The sequence below is a fragment of the Photobacterium minamisatsumaniensis genome, from assembly GCF_050336695.1.
GTDB lineage: Bacteria > Pseudomonadota > Gammaproteobacteria > Enterobacterales > Vibrionaceae > Photobacterium > Photobacterium minamisatsumaniensis.
Genome location: NZ_JAKJSI010000015.1, coordinates 1 through 17,273, shown reverse-complemented (window position 1 = coordinate 17,273; position 17,273 = coordinate 1). Strand labels below are relative to the sequence as shown.

General features: G+C 43.8%; 16 protein-coding genes and 1 other RNA gene. 10 read left to right on the top strand and 7 right to left on the bottom strand.

Annotation, left to right across the window (positions count from 1 at the left end; translation table 11 throughout):
- Positions 1-5 precede the first annotated feature (5 nt).
- Positions 6-1,463, bottom strand: a complete 1,458-nt coding sequence (locus L4D78_RS07215; RefSeq protein ID WP_428466284.1) for an MvaI/BcnI family restriction endonuclease — start codon at positions 1,461-1,463, stop codon at positions 6-8.
- A gap of 410 nt (positions 1,464-1,873) precedes the next feature.
- Between L4D78_RS07215 and L4D78_RS07210 the strand changes: the two genes are divergently transcribed.
- Entirely contained in the window at positions 1,874-3,463 is a 1,590-nt protein-coding gene (locus L4D78_RS07210) for a DNA cytosine methyltransferase (RefSeq protein ID WP_428466283.1), read from the top strand.
- A 669-nt stretch (positions 3,464-4,132) separates the two neighbouring features.
- On the opposite strand, the gene ssrA is transcribed toward L4D78_RS07210, so the two are convergent.
- Positions 4,133-4,502: a transfer-messenger RNA gene (gene ssrA / locus L4D78_RS07205) on the bottom strand.
- Positions 4,503-4,607: 105 nt separating this feature from the next.
- Complete coding sequence (gene smpB, locus L4D78_RS07200) at positions 4,608-5,087, bottom strand: SsrA-binding protein SmpB (RefSeq protein ID WP_428456346.1); 480 nt, start codon at positions 5,085-5,087, stop codon at positions 4,608-4,610.
- A 204-nt stretch (positions 5,088-5,291) separates the two neighbouring features.
- Here smpB and L4D78_RS07195 point away from each other — a divergent pair, with 204 nt between their 5' ends.
- On the top strand, positions 5,292-5,726 hold the full coding sequence (locus tag L4D78_RS07195) for an SRPBCC family protein (RefSeq protein WP_428466282.1): 435 nt from the start codon (positions 5,292-5,294) through the stop codon (positions 5,724-5,726).
- On the top strand, positions 5,716-6,033 hold the full coding sequence (locus tag L4D78_RS07190) for an RnfH family protein (RefSeq protein ID WP_428466281.1): 318 nt from the start codon (positions 5,716-5,718) through the stop codon (positions 6,031-6,033). The genes L4D78_RS07195 and L4D78_RS07190 overlap by 11 nt, the downstream gene beginning before the upstream one ends.
- Positions 6,034-6,094: 61 nt before the next feature.
- Here the strand turns inward: L4D78_RS07190 and bamE are convergent, their stop codons facing one another.
- The 3 genes from bamE to nadK all read right to left on the bottom strand — a co-directional run bounded on the left by bamE (position 6,095) and on the right by nadK (position 9,322).
- The gene (gene bamE, locus L4D78_RS07185) at positions 6,095-6,451 is read right to left on the bottom strand and encodes an outer membrane protein assembly factor BamE (protein WP_428456343.1); all 357 of its coding nucleotides are present in this window, start codon (positions 6,449-6,451) and stop codon (positions 6,095-6,097) included.
- 139 nt (positions 6,452-6,590) lie between these two features.
- Positions 6,591-8,258: a DNA repair protein RecN gene (gene recN / locus L4D78_RS07180; protein ID WP_428466280.1), complete on the bottom strand. Its 1,668-nt coding sequence runs from the start codon at positions 8,256-8,258 to the stop codon at positions 6,591-6,593.
- 176 nt (positions 8,259-8,434) lie between these two features.
- Complete coding sequence (gene nadK, locus L4D78_RS07175; RefSeq protein ID WP_428466279.1) at positions 8,435-9,322, bottom strand: NAD(+) kinase; 888 nt, start codon at positions 9,320-9,322, stop codon at positions 8,435-8,437.
- Between the two features lie 186 nt (positions 9,323-9,508).
- On the opposite strand from nadK, the gene grpE reads away from it, so the two are divergent.
- The 3 genes from grpE (at position 9,509) to dnaJ (ending at position 13,498) form a co-directional block, all read left to right on the top strand.
- On the top strand, positions 9,509-10,132 hold the full coding sequence (grpE, locus tag L4D78_RS07170) for a nucleotide exchange factor GrpE (protein WP_428466278.1): 624 nt from the start codon (positions 9,509-9,511) through the stop codon (positions 10,130-10,132).
- A gap of 209 nt (positions 10,133-10,341) precedes the next feature.
- Positions 10,342-12,264, top strand: coding sequence for a molecular chaperone DnaK (gene dnaK / locus L4D78_RS07165; RefSeq protein WP_428466277.1), 1,923 nt, complete (start codon positions 10,342-10,344; stop codon positions 12,262-12,264).
- A gap of 88 nt (positions 12,265-12,352) precedes the next feature.
- Positions 12,353-13,498 carry a molecular chaperone DnaJ gene (gene dnaJ / locus L4D78_RS07160; RefSeq protein ID WP_428466276.1) on the top strand — a complete coding sequence of 382 codons (1,146 nt, stop codon included), beginning with the start codon at positions 12,353-12,355 and terminating at the stop codon, positions 13,496-13,498.
- Between the two features lie 80 nt (positions 13,499-13,578).
- Here the strand turns inward: dnaJ and L4D78_RS07155 are convergent, their stop codons facing one another.
- Positions 13,579-13,965, bottom strand: coding sequence for a type IV pilin protein (locus L4D78_RS07155; RefSeq protein WP_428466275.1), 387 nt, complete (start codon positions 13,963-13,965; stop codon positions 13,579-13,581).
- A 133-nt stretch (positions 13,966-14,098) separates the two neighbouring features.
- Between L4D78_RS07155 and L4D78_RS07150 the strand changes: the two genes are divergently transcribed.
- From L4D78_RS07150 to L4D78_RS07135, 4 genes are read left to right on the top strand one after another with little or no spacing between them, the layout of a single operon-like run.
- Entirely contained in the window at positions 14,099-14,647 is a 549-nt protein-coding gene (locus L4D78_RS07150; protein ID WP_428466274.1) for a pilus assembly FimT family protein, read from the top strand.
- Entirely contained in the window at positions 14,634-15,230 is a 597-nt protein-coding gene (locus L4D78_RS07145) for a PilW family protein (RefSeq protein WP_428466273.1), read from the top strand. The genes L4D78_RS07150 and L4D78_RS07145 overlap by 14 nt, the downstream gene beginning before the upstream one ends.
- Positions 15,230-16,519 carry a hypothetical protein gene (locus L4D78_RS07140; protein WP_428466272.1) on the top strand — a complete coding sequence of 430 codons (1,290 nt, stop codon included), beginning with the start codon at positions 15,230-15,232 and terminating at the stop codon, positions 16,517-16,519. The genes L4D78_RS07145 and L4D78_RS07140 overlap by 1 nt, the downstream gene beginning before the upstream one ends.
- Positions 16,509-16,922: a type IV pilus modification PilV family protein gene (locus L4D78_RS07135; RefSeq protein WP_428466271.1), complete on the top strand. Its 414-nt coding sequence runs from the start codon at positions 16,509-16,511 to the stop codon at positions 16,920-16,922. Before L4D78_RS07140 ends, L4D78_RS07135 begins: the two co-directional genes overlap by 11 nt.
- Positions 16,923-17,273: the final 351 nt, after the last annotated feature.

Genomic DNA, 17,273 nt, shown 5'->3' with positions numbered 1-17,273 from the left:
ATCCTTTAAACAAGCGCGTATGTAATTGGCTCTGGGAATAACTGGCCCAAGTCCCGCTTGTTCATTTTGAACAGTGGCCCTTTTTCTGAAACTCGGCCTGTTTTTCCACTTTTCTTAATGAGGTGGTCCATCGTGATGACACCTGATTGGATAAGGGGCAATAGCTGGCTGATGATCGGTGACTTGGTATGCATAACCTTTAGTAAATGGAAATGTTCTTTTCCATCTATAATTTCGCTTTTGGCTTCTACCCAGAATGTTTCAGCATGCTTTTCCTTCAGGCGATCACGGAGTAGCTTTCCGGGCCATATAGCAACAAGATCTGTTTTATTGTGCCACTCTTCAAGTTGATCTTTTGCTTGATCATAGATGAAGCTCAAGCCTTGAGAGTTTTCCCTTTGGGTGCTAATAGTACAGTAAAGTTTGAAGTCATCTTCACGTTCATAACCATACTTATTTAGTATTTCAGCACTTTTCTTACACGGGCTGTTCTTCCAGTCTGCGACTTGTGCAAAGAGTGTTGTCCGTGTTTTTATCCCTCTACCCGCTTTTAGCTCAATGCCTTTATAATCAGGTTCTTTGCTGGAATTTGCTTCAATACCCAGCATGGTCTCTAGGGTAAAGCCAATTCCGGTATCACCTTCGCGTAAGGCCGGTAGTGGTGCTTTGGCCAGCTCTTTTAATTTGGCTAAAAGTTCTGCTGCTACGCTGTTGTGTTTCTGCGCGAACATTGCCAAGAAGTCTTTAATTGCTGACTTTTCTTTGGTCAGTGATAAATCTAGGCGGGTTTTACTCAAGTTAATCAGGTAAGGCCTGTCATCTTGGATGATGATGGCAACTTGGTCCCCTGGTTCACAAAATGAAGGAAGTTTCCTGAACCACATCCGAGGATCGCCTTTTTTGGTCTTGGGGCGGTATAAGCTTGCTGTTGTTTTGACTGACTCATCATCAGTTAGGAAGTAACCGTCTTTTTTTACTTTATTATTCGGACCTTGTTCTTGTTTCGCATAGTCATGGAAATCTTCCAGTTCGAAATGTGTTCTGACGGGTTGTGTCGCATCGAGAATTGACTTCTTAAGTCCAGTGATCGTGGGCTCAAAAATGGAGAATTCGGCACCTATCTTGGCAAGGTGTTTTTTATTGCCAGCGACAATTTCTTTTTGTTCAATAGAAAAGTCATCTTCACGCTCTTTATCAAGATCATCGTAGTCATCATTACTCATTTCGACGTCATCATCAGAGACAAAACCCAGAGAGAGTTGTGGGGTTGGGGTGTCGGCTAAATTTTTCTTTTCTATTGCTTGCTGGAAGTCATGCCAATTAGCAAAACCATATTCAGCACTTATGGACTTAAGAGCTTCTTTATGAGTGATATTGAGTTCTTTTTTTAGTTTTTTGGCGCGCTGTGTGACTCGTGAACGAGTTGGTAGTTGTTTAGATAGATCTGTCTTATTTGTACTCATTTTTATACCCAATATCTGCGTTGAAAGTTGATGTATATTGGGTACGCAAGTGGCGTTTACTGCTGAGGCTCCCCTTAAGCCCGAGCTAGGTGTTTGGGAGGAGTGTTTAACGCAGATATAACAAACCACCAAAATGACTAGCTTTTGGTAGACAACACTGACTTGATAGGTAGTTGTTTTCAGTCTCTACGACTGCATATAACAAGCATCATGTTATCTACAGAGAGGGACCAGAAGGGGTCTTTTCGAATGGACGATGGCATATCTCAGTGCCTGATTAATAATATATTAGAGCCTATAAAACTTGTCAATAAATTGACTAATAGCCTTTTATTAACCCCCCCCCTGGACTTTTGCTTTTTTTTTCCATACAATTCCACGCAATTTCGTTTTGTGAGTAGGTTATTTCTGTGAATCATATTGAGCTTTTTGCTGGCTGTGGTGGGTTATCGCTTGGTTTGGATGAAGCTGGCTTTGAACTGGTACTTGCTAATGAGCTATCCCCAATGGCTGCAGAAACGTTTGCCTATAATTTTTTTGGGGAAGATCTGGAAGAATTGGCTAATCAGAAGCAAATGCCTGCTCATACTTTTTGGCTGAATAGTTTACATGGAAGCTTGAAGCCTCGCCTTCGTGAGAACCCATTTTTGTTTCCTGCATATGGTGCAGAAGGTAATAGCGACTTACCTGGTGACTGGGGAGAGCTTAATGGCAACTTGGTTGTCGGTAGTATCATTGAGCTAAATCGCTTGTTGGATGCAAACCCATTGCTTGTTGGGCAACTGCGTAATGCCTTTGGCCGTGATGGTGGTCTTGATCTTGTTTCCGGTGGTCCCCCGTGTCAGAGTTTCAGTTTGGCCGGTAAGCGGGAAAAGAATAGCGATAAAAACACATTGCCATGGGAGTTCGCTAAATTTGTCGAGCATACCCAGCCAAAGATCGCGCTGCTGGAAAACGTGACAGGTATCCTTCGCCCTTTCAAGGACGATGACGGTAACCAGTTCCATGCATGGTATGAGGTGGCCAAAGTCTTTGCTTCAATTGGCTATGTACCACTTTGCCTACATGTGAATGCCCGCCAGACCGGTGTCGCGCAGAACCGCCCGCGCTTCATAATGATTGCAGTACAACACGGTCACCTGACCAGCCTTCATGGTGTCTTGGACGAGGCTTCATTATCCTTGTTCGAACAGCCGATTGATTTTTATAACCAAGTTCAGCGCGTGGTTGTCAGCCAGAGTGGTGATTTACCATTTGGGTTACTTGATTATGTCGATGCCACAAAACCAGCTGGGCTCCAGCAGTTTTTAGGGACTTTCCTGCATCCGCTTGTTGAGGCCAATGAGGAGGTTTCAGTACAGGAAGCGCTTGATGATCTGAAAATTCATAATCCAGCACGGCCTTCTGCGTTTATTCAGCAGCTTAATCAAACATTTGGCCGTCTTAATGAACACCCAGCAGGGCTAAACCATGATCTTCGCAACAACAGCTCATTGGTTCAACGTCGTTTTAGGCTTTATCAGGTGCTACAGCAGGTAGATGACCGTAAGGTAAAAAGTGCTGTATTTTCGATCCTGAAAGGCGAAGCTGATACGCTTCCTGTCGACATCTGGGATACGCTAAGTGGCTTCGAATACCTACATGAAAATGGTGAGCTCTATACCTTTACCTCTAAGCAAGAGTTTGAGTTGTATCTTCTTGCCCACCCGACGAAGAAGCAAACCCAGAAAGCCTTGATTGCTAATTCTCCAGCGCCTGCTGCGCTCTCCATTCCTGATGATGCCTGCCATTATGATGAACATGAACTGCGAGTATTGACTGTACGTGAGATGGCAAGGATCCAGTCATTCCCGGATAATTTTGTATTCAGATCTAAGATTACTACCGGTGGCCAGATGCGTAAGTTCGAGGTACCTCAGTATACTCAGGTAGGTAATGCTGTCCCGCCAATCTTAGGCCTGAAGCTAGGACGGGCTGTTGCGGCTTTGCTGCCAGAATAATTTAGTTAAACTACTGTCATGAAATGACGAAGATTTTGAGTAGTTTATTCGTCATAGTAGCGTTATTTAGTTTGGTTCAGTTCGTACCAGTACGCGATGGGTATTATTCATAATCCCCGTTGTGCTGCCTAGCCCATCCCCCCATGCAGTGGGCTAATGTTTACTCTGAGCAGGAGAGTTTAGATCTCCAGTAGAGATAGAACAATACGGCATTTGGCGTAAGCTATCTTTAGAGTCTTTTCGTTTACCAAGTCTGTTTTTGAATCTCGGTACTTATCTAAGCAAGTAATTGGGTTTGAAGAGGAGGTGTTTTAGTTTGCCCTGCTTTTGACGGTGTGGCAGGCTTCGCGGACTCTGAAAAGGTGCTTTCTGAACTTGAGAGGGGTTGGCTGGTTTTAATTGAGATACGAATACCTAGCTCCAATTTCAGTGATTCAATCACAGCTTGTTGCCGAGCGCAGGCCCCGAAAGATTTCTTAACCTCAGAAATATCAGAAAACAAGTGTCGATACTTCGGAGGAATCTGATATCTGAAGTGCCAATTTCCATTGGAAGATATTTTTAGGCAGCGCATGTTTAGTACCAAGTTTTAGTACAAACAGCTAAATTATTGCGATTTTAGATACAAAAAGGGCGGTAATCTTTCGATTACCGCCCTTTCCAAACGTTTGGTGGAGCTGGCGGGATTTGAACCCGCGTCCAAAACCAGTCTAACCAGAGGCGCTACATGCTTAGTCTGTCTTTATTCTCGTACCCGACACTGCGAACAGACACGCTATGCGAATACATACCAGAATTCTATTTCGCGGTTCACCTCTCTAGTCAAAGGTTCCCTCGCTATCTCGTTTGGGTTTGAACCCCTGTTAATCCCCGTCTTACAAGCGGAAGCTAGGGCAGGAGCGCTCTTAGCAGGGTATTAAGCTGCTAGTGCGAAGTTTTCGTCGTTTGCGACTATTTTTTTGCGGCTTTTAACGTGGCCAACCGCCCCACGGCATGCTCCCAAAGCCTTCGTGATCCTGTCGAATCCTAAATCAGCCCCAGAGGTGTTACGCGTTCGATAGTAGCATAAAAACCGTATGCGTCAACGAAATTAACGTATGGTCAAGTGCTTATGGACAAAAAGCGAACACTTATCCGGTTGTTACTATCTCATGCTGTGTTTCATGATGCGCGCTTTATCACGCTGCCAATCACGATCTTTACTGTCACTACGCTTATCGTGTAATTTCTTACCACGCGCGGTGCCTATCTTAATTTTAACCCAAGATGCCTTCCAGTACATAGTTAATGCCACGATGGTTTCACCGTCACGATGTACTGCGTGCTCTAACTTCTCGATTTCTCGACGGTTTAGTAGCAATTTTCGAACGCGTGTTGGGTCGGCAACCACGTGGGTAGAGGCGGCATTCAATGGCGTAATGGTGACACCTGAAATGAAAGCTTCACCGTTACGTAGGAATACATAACTTTCTGAAATGTTGATTTTACCGTCACGAATAGCTTTTACTTCCCACCCTTGAAGGGATAGGCCAGCTTCGTATTCGTCTTTAATCGCGAATTCATGTCGCGCTGAACGGTTTTTAGCAATGGTATTGCTACCCGGCTTGCTTGGTTTTTTAGCCATACATACTCTTTTTTATTTCATTCCCGAATCCATTTAGTGGGTTCGGTCGATATGTGTGTTTAGAAAACAGTAGACTGCTCTATCACACGCTTATTTTGGCAGTTAGCCGACTAATGGTATCATTGGGAAACCGCTTCTTCTAGGTTTTGCTGGTTCTGTACAGCAAAGGCTGTGGATCGGAGTTCTATGGGTAAAGGAGAAACTATGCCTCAGATTAGCCGCTCTGCATTGGTGCCATTCAGTGCGAAGCAAATGTTTGAACTTGTTAATGATGTTGAATCATACCCTGCTTTTTTGCCGGGGTGCTCAGGTACGAAGATTTTGGAAAGCTCAGATCAGCATATGATGGCATCTGTCGATGTATCAAAAGCTGGGATCAAAAAAACGTTTGTCACTCGAAACGCATTAACAGATGCTTCAAAGATAGACATGCAGTTAGTTGATGGCCCTTTTCAACGCTTGGTGGGTGGTTGGCACTTCATCGAGTTGGATGCTGAGGCATGTAAAATTGAGCTAAAATTAGACTTTGAGTTTACAAATGGCTTGGTAGAAGCCGCTTTTGGTAAAGTGTTTCGTGACTTAACCAATAACATGGTGAGTGCATTTACTCAGCGAGCAAGAGAAATTTATGACTTCTGATGAAACCTTGATTCATGTTGAAGTTGTGTATGCATTGCCTAATGCACAGCGAGTGATAAAGCTGGGGATCACATCAGATACTCAGGTAAAACAAATCATTGAGCAATCAGGTGTGCTTGAACTGTACCCAGAAATCGATTTAAAGAAAAACAAGGTGGGTGTCTACAGTCGCAATGTTAAGCTCGATGCGACAGTGCATGATGGCGATCGTATTGAGATTTATCGTCCACTATTGGCAGATCCGAAAGAAATCCGTCGTAAGCGTGCCGAACAAGCCAAGCAAGAAGCACTTGCAGAGAAAAAATAGCGCGAATAGGGCATATAGAGAAGAATAAAAAAGCTCGCCATGGCGAGCTTTTTTATTGGTGTTAGTTAAGCGCTTCCATAAATTTAGCACCTTGTGGGTAGTCACCTTCAAGGCTGATCAGCTGTTGTTGATCATTAAATTTTAGGATCAGGTTTTTTTGCTGTGGCTCATCATGACCTGGCTTGTGGTAATAGACGTAATACCAAGTGTTTGGGTATTCCGGCTCAACCAGCATGGGTGATCCCAATACAAACTGTACCTGTTCTTTATTCATTTCATATCGAAGGTTATCGATATCTTTTTGCTCCAAGTAGTTTCCTTGGTTGATATCAATTCGATATACCAGTCGCTCTACGACTGAACAGCCACCTAGCAGACTAGCTGCAAGTGTAATGGCTGCAAGGTTTTTCCAACTCATAGCATCCCGGCAAATTTGCTTTGTTCTGCAGCGATAATAAACAACCACTAAGCAGAAGTAAAAAAGCAGTAAAGAAAAAAACTCTAAATGAGACTGCGGCACACCTAAATAGTTGCACCGCTTGTTAAGTTTAATCTAATTATGCAGCAAACAGCAGCTCTTTGGCGTTGGCAAGGGTGCGATCTGTTATTTCACTACCGCCAAGTAAACGGGCTAATTCATTAACACGTGCTTCTTCAGTAAGTGGGAACATATTGGTTTCGGTTTGTCCTTTGCTCGATTTTTTCGCAACAAACATTTGCTGGTGGCCACAGCCTGCGACTTGAGGTAGGTGCGTAACACACATAACCTGAGTCGATTCACCCAGCGTACGTAGCATTTTACCGACAATAGCGGCGGTTGGGCCACTGATCCCGACATCGACTTCATCGAAAATTAAACTAGGGGTTTCGACCTTTTGAGCCGTGATTACTTGTACTGCTAGTGAAATTCGTGAAAGCTCACCACCTGAAGCCACTTTACCAAGTGGCTGTAGCGGTTGCCCAGGGTTAGTTGACACCAAGAAAGTGATGGTATCGAACCCTAGCGGGCTTAGCATACCTTCCGGATCGCTTTGAACATCAATTTTGAAAATCCCGTTTTCCATGCTGAGCTGGTGCATACTGTCTGAAATTTTCTTATCAAGCTCTTTAGCGTAGCGTTGTCGGCTCTTGCTTAGCTTTTCTGCGCGAGCAAGGAATGCTTGGCGTAAGCATTCAACATTCGCTGCAATTTCTTCTAGGCGCTCGTCACTACAGTCAAGCTGTTCAAGTTCTTTGAGTAAACCTTGGTGCTTGCCATATAGCTCGTTAGGCATCACGTAATGCTTACGTGATAACGACATGATTTTGGCCAAGCGCTCTTCTAAGTACACTAAACGCTGAGGATCCATATCGAGGTTATCAAGATAGCTACGTAGCTCTTGGCTGGCTTCCTGTACTTGAATGATGGCTTCCTCAAGCATTTGAGGGATCGTACTGAGGTTCGTGTCAATTTCACCAAGGTGACCGACTTGTTGGCTAGCCATTTGCAACATATGCAGCGCATTATTGTCTTCACCATCGTAAAGCATAGAAAGTGCGGTTTGGCTTGAAACTGCAAGTTCACCGCTGTTCGATAGGCGTTTGTGCTCTTCTTCTATCTCTGCGTATTCTTCTTCGCCCAAAGCCAGCTCATCAAGTTCTTTGACTTGATATTGGATCAGCTGCTTTTGCGCTTCGTTTTCTTCGCGGCTTTGGGTAATACGTTTTAGCTCGTTGTTGGCTTGACGCCAACGTTGGTAACTATCACGGGTTTTATCCATTAACAGGTGGTGACCTGCGTAATGATCCAGCATTTGCTGTTGGTGATCGGCACGCATTAATTGTTGATGGGCATGTTGGCCGTGAATGTTAATCAGTAACTGCCCTAGCGATTTTTGTTGGGATGCAGGTACTGGGCTGCCATTAATAAAACCACGGGAGCGGCCTTCTTTGGTGATCACTCGGCGTAAAATACACTCATCACCATCAATTAGTTCATTATCTTCCAGCCAACGGCGTGCTGCTTGATTATTTTGTAATGAAAATGCCGCTGAAATTTCAGCTTTATCTTCATTAGGTCGAACCATACTGGCTTCGGCACGATCGCCAAGACACAAGCCTAGCGCATCAATAGCAATAGACTTACCAGCACCGGTTTCACCTGTAATGGTGGTCATTCCCGGTTTTAGTTCAAATTCAAGGTTTTTGACAATAGCAAAGTTTGAGATCGTCATATGAGCCAGCATGTGTTCACCTGTTTAAATCAACACCTGTTTTTTCATACAGTATATACTGTATCTATACACAGTAAATAGCTAGGCGAAAAATTTTATAGAAAAAGGCATTAATTACTAAGGTGATGAAAAGTGGCAATAAAAAAGCCAACCGGATGGTTGGCTTAGGCTGTGCATTTTTAGTGCGACTAAAACAATTTGCTCGACCACCCAAGCTTGCTACGGAGTACACCGTAGTAGCTGTAATTTTTAGGGTGGATAAGTTTTAGGGTTTTAGGGCTTTGGTAAATGTGTATTTCATCACCAGGACTAACGGGTAAGGATACTTGCCCGTCACAACTCACCTCTAGGGTGCTACCGTTGGTTGGTGAAACCATGAGCTTAATGCGGCTATTACCGTCGACCACTAGTGGACGGCAAGACAGCGTGTGAGGGAACATTGGAACCAGAGAAATGGCATTGAGTTCTGACGATAATATGGGCCCTCCACCTGACAATGAATAAGCGGTAGAACCTGTAGGCGTCGAAATAATTAAGCCATCTGAACGTTGAGAAAAAGCAAAGGTATCGTCGATATACACTTCAAACTCAATCATGTGGGCAATTTTATCGGGGTGGAGAACGGCTTCGTTGAGTGCCGCATTACGGCTCTTTATCAGGCCATGGCGGTGAACTTCAGCCTCGAGAAGGAAACGGTTTTCAACCACGAATTCGCCACTCAACACTTGCTCAAGTTCGTTATCGAATGCTTCAGGATCAGGGTCAAGATCAGTCAAAAAGCCAAGGCTGCCTCGGTTTACCCCGATAACGGCAATATCGAAACGAGACAGTACCCGTGCAGCGCCTAGCATATTGCCATCCCCACCGACGACAATCGCAAGGTTTGCTTTATCGCCAATTGTGAGCAAATCACAGAAAGCAGAGTGGGGAACATCAAGGTCATTTGCCAATCGATGGTCAACCAGAACCTCATACCCTTTCTCTATTAACCAGCCATATAAGCTGATATGGGTTTGTAGAGCTTCAGGGTTTCGAGGTTTACCAATAATCGCTATGGTCTGAAAAACGCGCGTCATGTCCTTGATCCGACAAATGATGAGTGAGCCAGTATAGCGTTAGGATTAGACACTTGTCGCGCTTTGTGAGTGATATTGGCTTGAATCATTGAAGTTCATCCCCATAATATGCCCATAAGCAAATTTTAGGGTAGGCAGATTTCTACCCTCCATTGAATGTCATCATCTTGGCGGAGAAGCGAAAGCATGAGCAACGAAGATAAAAAAGTACAGGACGAACAGCTGCAACAAGAACAAACTGTTGAAGCGGTTGAAACTGAATCTGCTGAGGAAGAAGTGATTGAAATGACTTTAGAAGAACAGCAAGCAGCTCGTATCTCAGAATTAGAAGCCGCATTACTGACAAGTGACGCGAAAGCAAAAGAAGCGGTTGACGCGGCACTTCGCGCTCGCGCTGAAGGCGAGAACGTTCGTCGTCGTTCTGAGCAAGAAATTGATAAGGCACGTAAGTTTGCCTTAAATAAATTTGCAGAAGAACTATTGCCTGTTATCGACAACATGGAACGTGCCATTGAAATGGCAGATAAAACCGATGAAGCCATCAAACCAATGCTTGAAGGTGTTGACCTGACATTACAAACAATGATGGGCACGGTTGAGAAGTTTGGCCTAAAGCAGCTTAATCCGCTAGGTGAAACTTTTAATCCTGAATTCCATCAGGCAATGTCAATTCAGGAAAGTACTGAGTACGCACCAAACACCGTTATGCTAGTGATGCAAAAAGGCTATGAGCTAAATGGCCGTGTCGTTCGCCCTGCAATGGTGATGGTGTCAAAAGCAGCTGCTGGTAACATTGATACCCAAGCGTAAGCACTTTTAAATAACATAAGCCTGCTTATCTTAGGTGGGCTTTAAAATTTTTTTGATTTTTTTTCGATGTCACCCTTGAAAACAAATTGGCTGCCCTTATCTAGTAGTCATACAACATCGTAAATTAATTTCTGCGGGTATACCGCGCTACCAGCACCGCATATTGGCGGGTTGGTAAGTAAAGCTTAATGAATTTCGGAGAAAGCCTGATGGGTAGAATCATTGGTATTGACTTGGGTACAACTAACTCTTGTGTTGCAGTACTTGATGGTGACAAACCACGTGTAGTTGAAAATGCAGAAGGTGAGCGTACAACGGCATCTGTTATCGCTTACACTCAAGATGGTGAAATATTAGTTGGTCAACCAGCTAAGCGTCAGGCGGTAACTAACCCTGAAAATACGCTATACGCTATCAAACGACTAATTGGTCGTCGCTTTGAAGACGAAGAAGTACAGCGCGATATCGAAATCATGCCTTTCAAAATTGTTAAGGCTGACAACGGTGATGCTTGGGTTGAAGCGAAAGGCCAAAAAATGGCTGCTCCTCAAGTTTCTGCTGAAGTTCTTAAGAAAATGAAGAAAACAGCTGAAGATTACCTAGGTGAAGAAGTAACTGGCGCAGTTGTTACTGTTCCTGCTTACTTTAACGATGCACAGCGTCAAGCAACAAAAGATGCTGGCCGTATCGCAGGTCTTGAAGTTAAGCGTATCATCAACGAACCAACAGCAGCAGCGCTAGCTTACGGTCTTGATAAGCAAGGTGGCGATCGCACTATCGCAGTTTATGACCTTGGTGGTGGTACTTTCGATATTTCAATCATCGAAATCGATGAAGTTGAAGGCGAGAAAACATTCGAAGTTCTAGCAACTAACGGTGACACACACCTTGGTGGTGAAGATTTCGATAACCGCATGATCAACTACTTAGTTGAAGAGTTCAAAAAAGAGCAAGGCATCAACCTTAAGAACGATCCTCTTGCGATGCAGCGTGTTAAAGAAGCTGCTGAAAAAGCGAAGATTGAACTGTCTTCTGCACAGCAAACTGACGTGAACCTACCTTACGTTACTGCTGATGCAACTGGTCCTAAGCACATGAACATCAAAGTGACACGTGCGAAACTAGAATCACTAGTTGAAGACCTAGTACAACGTTCTCTTGAGCCACTAAAAGTTGCTCTAGCGGATGCTGACCTATCTGTTGGCGATATCACTGACGTTATCCTAGTTGGTGGTCAAACACGTATGCCAATGGTCCAGGCTAAAGTAACTGAATTCTTTGGTAAAGAACCACGTAAAGACGTTAACCCTGATGAAGCTGTTGCTGTAGGCGCTGCTGTTCAAGGTGGTGTTCTTGCTGGTGACGTTAAAGACGTTCTACTACTAGACGTTACTCCACTATCTCTTGGTATTGAAACCATGGGTGGCGTAATGACTAAGCTAATCGAGAAAAACACCACGATCCCTACTAAGGCGAATCAGGTATTCTCAACAGCTGAAGACAACCAGAATGCGGTAACTATCCACGTACTTCAGGGTGAGCGTAAGCAAGCGAACTACAACAAGTCTCTTGGCCAGTTCAACCTAGAAGGTATTCAAGCTGCTGCTCGTGGTATGCCACAAATCGAAGTTACTTTCGACCTTGATGCGGATGGTATCCTACACGTATCTGCGAAAGATAAGAGCACAGGTAAAGAGCAGAAGATCACTATCCAAGCTTCTGGCGGCCTAAGCGACGAAGACATCGAGAAGATGGTACAAGAAGCAGAAGCTAACAAAGAAGCGGACAAAAAGTTCGAAGAATTAGTAACTGCACGTAACCAAGCTGATCAGCTAGTTCACGGTACACGTAAGCAAGTTGAAGAAGCGGGCGAAGCACTACCTGCTGATGAGAAAGAGAAAATCGAAGCCGCTGTTTCTGAACTAGAAGAAGCAAGCAAAGGCGAAGATAAAGAAACGATTGATGCGAAAGTTCAAGCACTAATCGCAGCTTCTCAAAAGCTAATGGAAATCGCTCAGCAGCAAGCTCAAGCACAACAGGCGCAAGCTGGTGGTGAAGGTGAGCAGCAAGCACAACAAGACGATAACGTTGTTGACGCTGAGTTCGAAGAAGTTAAAGAAGAAAAAAAATAAGATAGTTAACACTTAATCTTATTTTAGCGCGGGCGTTGGAGGACTACTCTTACGCCCGCAGCTGTATTCAGGCAGGTGACAAATAACTATGTCAAAACGTGATTTTTATGAAGTTCTAGGTGTCGGTCGTGATGCATCAGAACGTGATATTAAAAAGGCTTATAAGCGCCTAGCAATGAAGTTCCACCCCGATCGTAATCAGGGTGATGAACAAGCTTCTGAAAAATTCAAAGAAGTTAAAACTGCTTATGAAATCCTAACCGATCCTCAAAAGAAAGCTGCGTATGATCAATACGGCCATGCAGCCTTTGAGCAAGGCGGTATGGGCGGCGGCGGTGGCTACGGTGGTGGTGCTGACTTCGGTGATATCTTCGGTGACGTATTCGGCGATATCTTCGGTGGTGGCGGTGGTCGTCGTGGCGGTCAACAACGTGCTCAACGTGGTGCCGATCTTCGCTACAACATGGAACTGACTTTAGAAGAAGCTGTTCGAGGTTGTAGTAAAGAAATTCGCGTACCGACACTTGTTGGTTGTGATACTTGTGACGGCTCTGGTGCGAAGAAAGGCACTTCAGCGACAACCTGTGGCACGTGTCATGGCCAAGGCCAAGTACAAATGCGCCAAGGTTTCTTTGCAGTACAGCAAACGTGTCCACACTGTCACGGTCGCGGTAAGATCATTAAAGAGCCTTGTGGCACTTGCCATGGTCAAGGACGCAAAGAAGAGACCAAAACACTTTCTGTGAAGATCCCAGCAGGGGTTGATACTGGCGACCGTATTCGTTTGTCAGGTGAAGGTGAAGCGGGCGAATTTGGTGCACCGACTGGCGATCTGTATGTTCAGGTACATGTTGCTCAGCACCATATTTTCGAGCGTGATGGCAACAACTTGTACTGTGAAGTACCAGTTAGCTTTACGATGGCAGCATTGGGTGGTGAAGTTGAAGTACCAACCCTTGATGGTCGCGTTAATCTAAAGGTACCTGCTGAAACACAAACTGGCCGTATGTTCCGCATGCGTAGCAAGGGTGTGAAATCAGTACGCGGTGGTGCAGTTGGCGACTTGATCTGTAAGCTTGTTGTTGAAACGCCTGTGAGCCTAAGCGCTCGCCAGAAAGAGCTACTTCAAGAACTTGAAGAAAGCCTAGGCGGTAAAAGTGCAAGTAAGCACAAGCCTAAATCTGAAGGCTTCTTCAATGGTGTGAAGAAGTTTTTTGATGATTTGACGGGTTAATCATTGATTAAGCCGTTTGACGAAAAAAGCCGACGAAAGTCGGCTTTTTTGTTTTTAGCGGTACGGATTAAGACTTGTTGCTACCAACACTCAGCAGGGCTACCAATACCTGCAGCGGTTAAGGACAGATCACCGCAACTGTCTTGATCCTGCCCAAGATTACGGAGTGCCTTCGCTTCAATAGTATAGGGAGGATTAGTTGCCTTTATTGTGAGTTGGTAGCGACTTGTATCTACTTCGCAAAACGAGCAGCTACCACCGCTAACAACAGTGGTGTCGTAAGCATTATTTTTAGTATATTCACTCTCCAAAGTAAGCTGAATTTTTATCATATCCCCCATGGCTTGAGAGCGATGGCTTTTTAATAGATGATCTTGGTAGCTAGGGTATGCAATAGCAGCTAGCACTCCGATAATGGCAACAGCAATCATTAGCTCGATCAACGTCACGCCTTTCTGTTTAATCATTACAGTTCTTCTCTGAAAAATTCGTTTTGCCTCGATAACTTTCTTTCTTAAATCAATGACATTCTGTATGGGTGATAACATGTGGATCAAGCCAATGTTGTACTCGAAATCGCTTTGTAAAAGGAATTGGGGAATGGGTCGCGAAAATCAACCGAGGTTACATTGCAAGCCTCCTTATTACCGGGATAGCTACGGCTTTACACTGTTAGAGCTGCTTATTGTAGTTTCTGTCGTCATGGTGTTGATTGGAGCGGCTGCGCCATCATTTTCTTCTTTGATTGAATCAGAAAAAGTAAGACGGCTTGCGACTGAGCTTGAATGGCTAATGGTGCAAGCGAAATCAGAAGCGGTAATGCGTGGAAGCTCCGTTGTGATGAGCAGCAACAGTGTGCCTGAGATCGGAAGTACATCAACGTTAACTTGGACTATCACAGCTACAGATACAGTAACTAATACCATTTTATCGCAAATTTCTGGAGAACCGTATAGGGGAGTGGATATTTACCGAACCTTCAACTCGGAAAATATTTTTTTTGATCCACTTACGGGGCGACCAAATAAAGATGGTAGTTATGCTTTTTCTATTGATGGTCAACAAGAAGTGAAAGTCAGTATCAGGCTAATGACAGGAAGAGTATTTATTTGTGGTGAAAGTGGAGCTTATGGTTATGCAGCATGCTAATTACCAGAAGGGTTTCAGTTTAGTTGAACTAGCCGTTGCTTCTGCCATTGGCTTAATTGCGTTAGTTGTCATAGGTAGTGTTTTTATAAAAGGTCAGCAATTTGCTTCTGTGCGTGGTCAGCAGTTGATGTTGGCGCAGGATATGAACGATGTCTTACGAATGCTTAAGCGTGATATTCAACGTGCAGGATTTAAAGAAGGGGGCGGTGCTAGCTTCGTGATTAGTGGGGCAACTAATACTATCCATCTAAGCCAGATATCGGGTGTGAATGCGACTTGTATTAGTTACGGTTATGATGATGGTAGCGACAAGCATTTTCGCACGTATTACCTGTCTGACGACATGTTAAAAGTTTTTTCGACTAAATCTTCGATTATGGATACTTCTCATGCTTGCACTCGAGGGCATGCCTCACTTGATGAACGTCAACTGAAAGTGACGAATTTCTCAGTAAGTGAAATAGAGTTAGTCGGGTCATCCGCAGTGAGCCAATATCTCATGATCAATTTACAGGTTGAAACGTTAGATGGTGCTTTGTCTGCAGCAAAGTCAACGCAAGTTAAAATAAGGAACTGGAACTGATGAATAAGCAGAAAGGATTCACAACCTTATTAGTAACAGCAATGCTGCTTATTGCCGCTTTACTGTTTTCACTCGCCTCTTATAAGAGTGTTTTTTACCAAATCAAACGTGCTCAAAATGAGGTGATGGCACGGAAGGCGCATTGGTTGGCTGAAGGAGGTGTTGAATGTGCGTTTGCAGAGGTGAAAGCTTCAGGATTAATGCCTAATGATCCAATTTATCCTAACGATTGCGCCGCTGAAATTGCGGATACATCGATCAACTTTGCATTTATGTCGAGCAATAAATTTTCTATTGAAGCTAGTGCCTCGCCTGATTCTATCGCGAAGGCGAACGTTACTAAGTCGGCCGAGTTGGCTTTAAGTGGCAAGAGTGGTGCTATTCAAACGGGTTCAAATATGTACGCTCATTCTTCTCTCAGGTTTTATTACCCTGATCCAGGTGTGTGGACAGAAGACGGCTGGCAATGTGTAGCCTTGAGGTATCGAAATGAATACTTTCCTAATGCTTCGGTGGTAAATAGTGGTTTAGCAGATTTGCCTAAAGGGAAAAACTGTTTACCCGACTATATGACTAATGGCACAGGTTTAGCTGCTTTAAAAAATGATTTTGTACATGACCCTAACTTAAGTCCTTTTGAGAATTTCTTTGATATCGCGGATGCTGACCATGACGATGTGAAAAATAAAAAGTTCGATGTGGTTATCACTGAGAAGACATCACCTTCAGGATCTTTAGAGTATTCAGGGATGAGCAATTGCGGTAAGGCGATTAAGGATGCGCTTTCAAGTGGGCATGAGAGCGTGTGGGTCGAAGGGCATTGTGAGCTGTCAGGTAATGATTATGTTGATATTGTAAAAGCATCTAATGAGAGCGACGGCATAATGATACTTATCCATGATGGGATGTTTTCACTTTATCCAGAGAAAGTGGCGGGTAATGATGGTGACTTGAATTATCAAGGGATGATATTTCATTACAACTACGAGTATAACTATAATTTTAATGATTGGGCTGGAAGCGAGGCTCAGAAGCAGCTAACTCATATACCATCGGTTTTTGGTGAAAATGTCCATCTTGCTAGTTTTTATCTTCATGGTGCATTGAATCTGGATGGTGGTTTGATACTTGATGCAAAACACTATGACAGTACTAGCAAAAAATATATTTCACAAAATGCTCTACTAAATGATTCATTTGCTATGACTTACAATGAAACTTACTTTACAAAGTTTAGTAACAACAATAATGATGTTAGGTGGGTAAAGGGGTCTTGGCATGACTTCTAAGCACAATGTTGGTTTTGGTTTAATAGAAGTACTGATATCGCTGATGATGCTTGCAATAGGGGTGATGAGTATAATTAAAACTCAGGCTTATTTGGAAGTGAAGTCATCCAATGCCCTTAATTCGATAGAAGCTCTTTACCTTGCTGAAGAAAAGATCGAGTACTTTCGAACCCGAGGCCCAGCATCTGTCATAGGTGCAATATCGTTCGATGATATAACAAGCTCAACTGAACCTGTTTCACTTGGCTTAGTTAGTGGAGTAAGGAATGTGACGGTTATTGCTGATCACCCAGTACCAGGCGCTAAATCGGTGACTGTTGATGTTAACTGGGTCGACCGCTGGCAACAGGCGCAGGTAGTTTCACTGGAAACGGTTATCTCAAAGTACAGTGAGTTTGATTGAGTTATTACTATGTGATTGTAATATAGCCACTCAATTGACTTTTGTGTGAAAAATGTGCAGTTGACTTTTTTTTATTAAAAAAGAGTTGTGCCTTTCTAATTCCTCCCTATAATGCGACCTCACTGACACGGAGCACGGCAACTTAAGCCGCTAACCAATCAGTTTGTTCTTTAACAATTTGACCATGCAATCTGTGTGGGCACTCGTGAAAAAGTTAAGTCAAAAGATTTATCAATGAACTGAGTGACCAATACAAAATAGCGCAAGTTATTTTGGCACAGTCAATTCGAATGTCATGACTAGCTTCTAGTTATTGATGTTCAATCAGTATTCGTTGAGCCGGTCGAGAGA

Coding starts and splice junctions, on each gene's coding strand:
- L4D78_RS07215 (WP_428466284.1), bottom strand. CDS start 1,463: ATGAGTACAAATAAGACAGATCTATCTAAACAACTACCAACTCGTTCA.
- smpB (WP_428456346.1), bottom strand. CDS start 5,087: ATGGCTAAAAAACCAAGCAAGCCGGGTAGCAATACCATTGCTAAAAAC.
- L4D78_RS07195 (WP_428466282.1), top strand. CDS start 5,292: ATGCCTCAGATTAGCCGCTCTGCATTGGTGCCATTCAGTGCGAAGCAA.
- L4D78_RS07190 (WP_428466281.1), top strand. CDS start 5,716: ATGACTTCTGATGAAACCTTGATTCATGTTGAAGTTGTGTATGCATTG.
- bamE (WP_428456343.1), bottom strand. CDS start 6,451: ATGAGTTGGAAAAACCTTGCAGCCATTACACTTGCAGCTAGTCTGCTA.
- recN (WP_428466280.1), bottom strand. CDS start 8,258: ATGCTGGCTCATATGACGATCTCAAACTTTGCTATTGTCAAAAACCTT.
- nadK (WP_428466279.1), bottom strand. CDS start 9,322: ATGACGCGCGTTTTTCAGACCATAGCGATTATTGGTAAACCTCGAAAC.
- grpE (WP_428466278.1), top strand. CDS start 9,509: ATGAGCAACGAAGATAAAAAAGTACAGGACGAACAGCTGCAACAAGAA.
- dnaK (WP_428466277.1), top strand. CDS start 10,342: ATGGGTAGAATCATTGGTATTGACTTGGGTACAACTAACTCTTGTGTT.
- dnaJ (WP_428466276.1), top strand. CDS start 12,353: ATGTCAAAACGTGATTTTTATGAAGTTCTAGGTGTCGGTCGTGATGCA.
- L4D78_RS07155 (WP_428466275.1), bottom strand. CDS start 13,965: ATGATTAAACAGAAAGGCGTGACGTTGATCGAGCTAATGATTGCTGTT.
- L4D78_RS07150 (WP_428466274.1), top strand. CDS start 14,099: ATGGGTCGCGAAAATCAACCGAGGTTACATTGCAAGCCTCCTTATTAC.
- L4D78_RS07145 (WP_428466273.1), top strand. CDS start 14,634: ATGCAGCATGCTAATTACCAGAAGGGTTTCAGTTTAGTTGAACTAGCC.
- L4D78_RS07140 (WP_428466272.1), top strand. CDS start 15,230: ATGAATAAGCAGAAAGGATTCACAACCTTATTAGTAACAGCAATGCTG.
- L4D78_RS07135 (WP_428466271.1), top strand. CDS start 16,509: ATGACTTCTAAGCACAATGTTGGTTTTGGTTTAATAGAAGTACTGATA.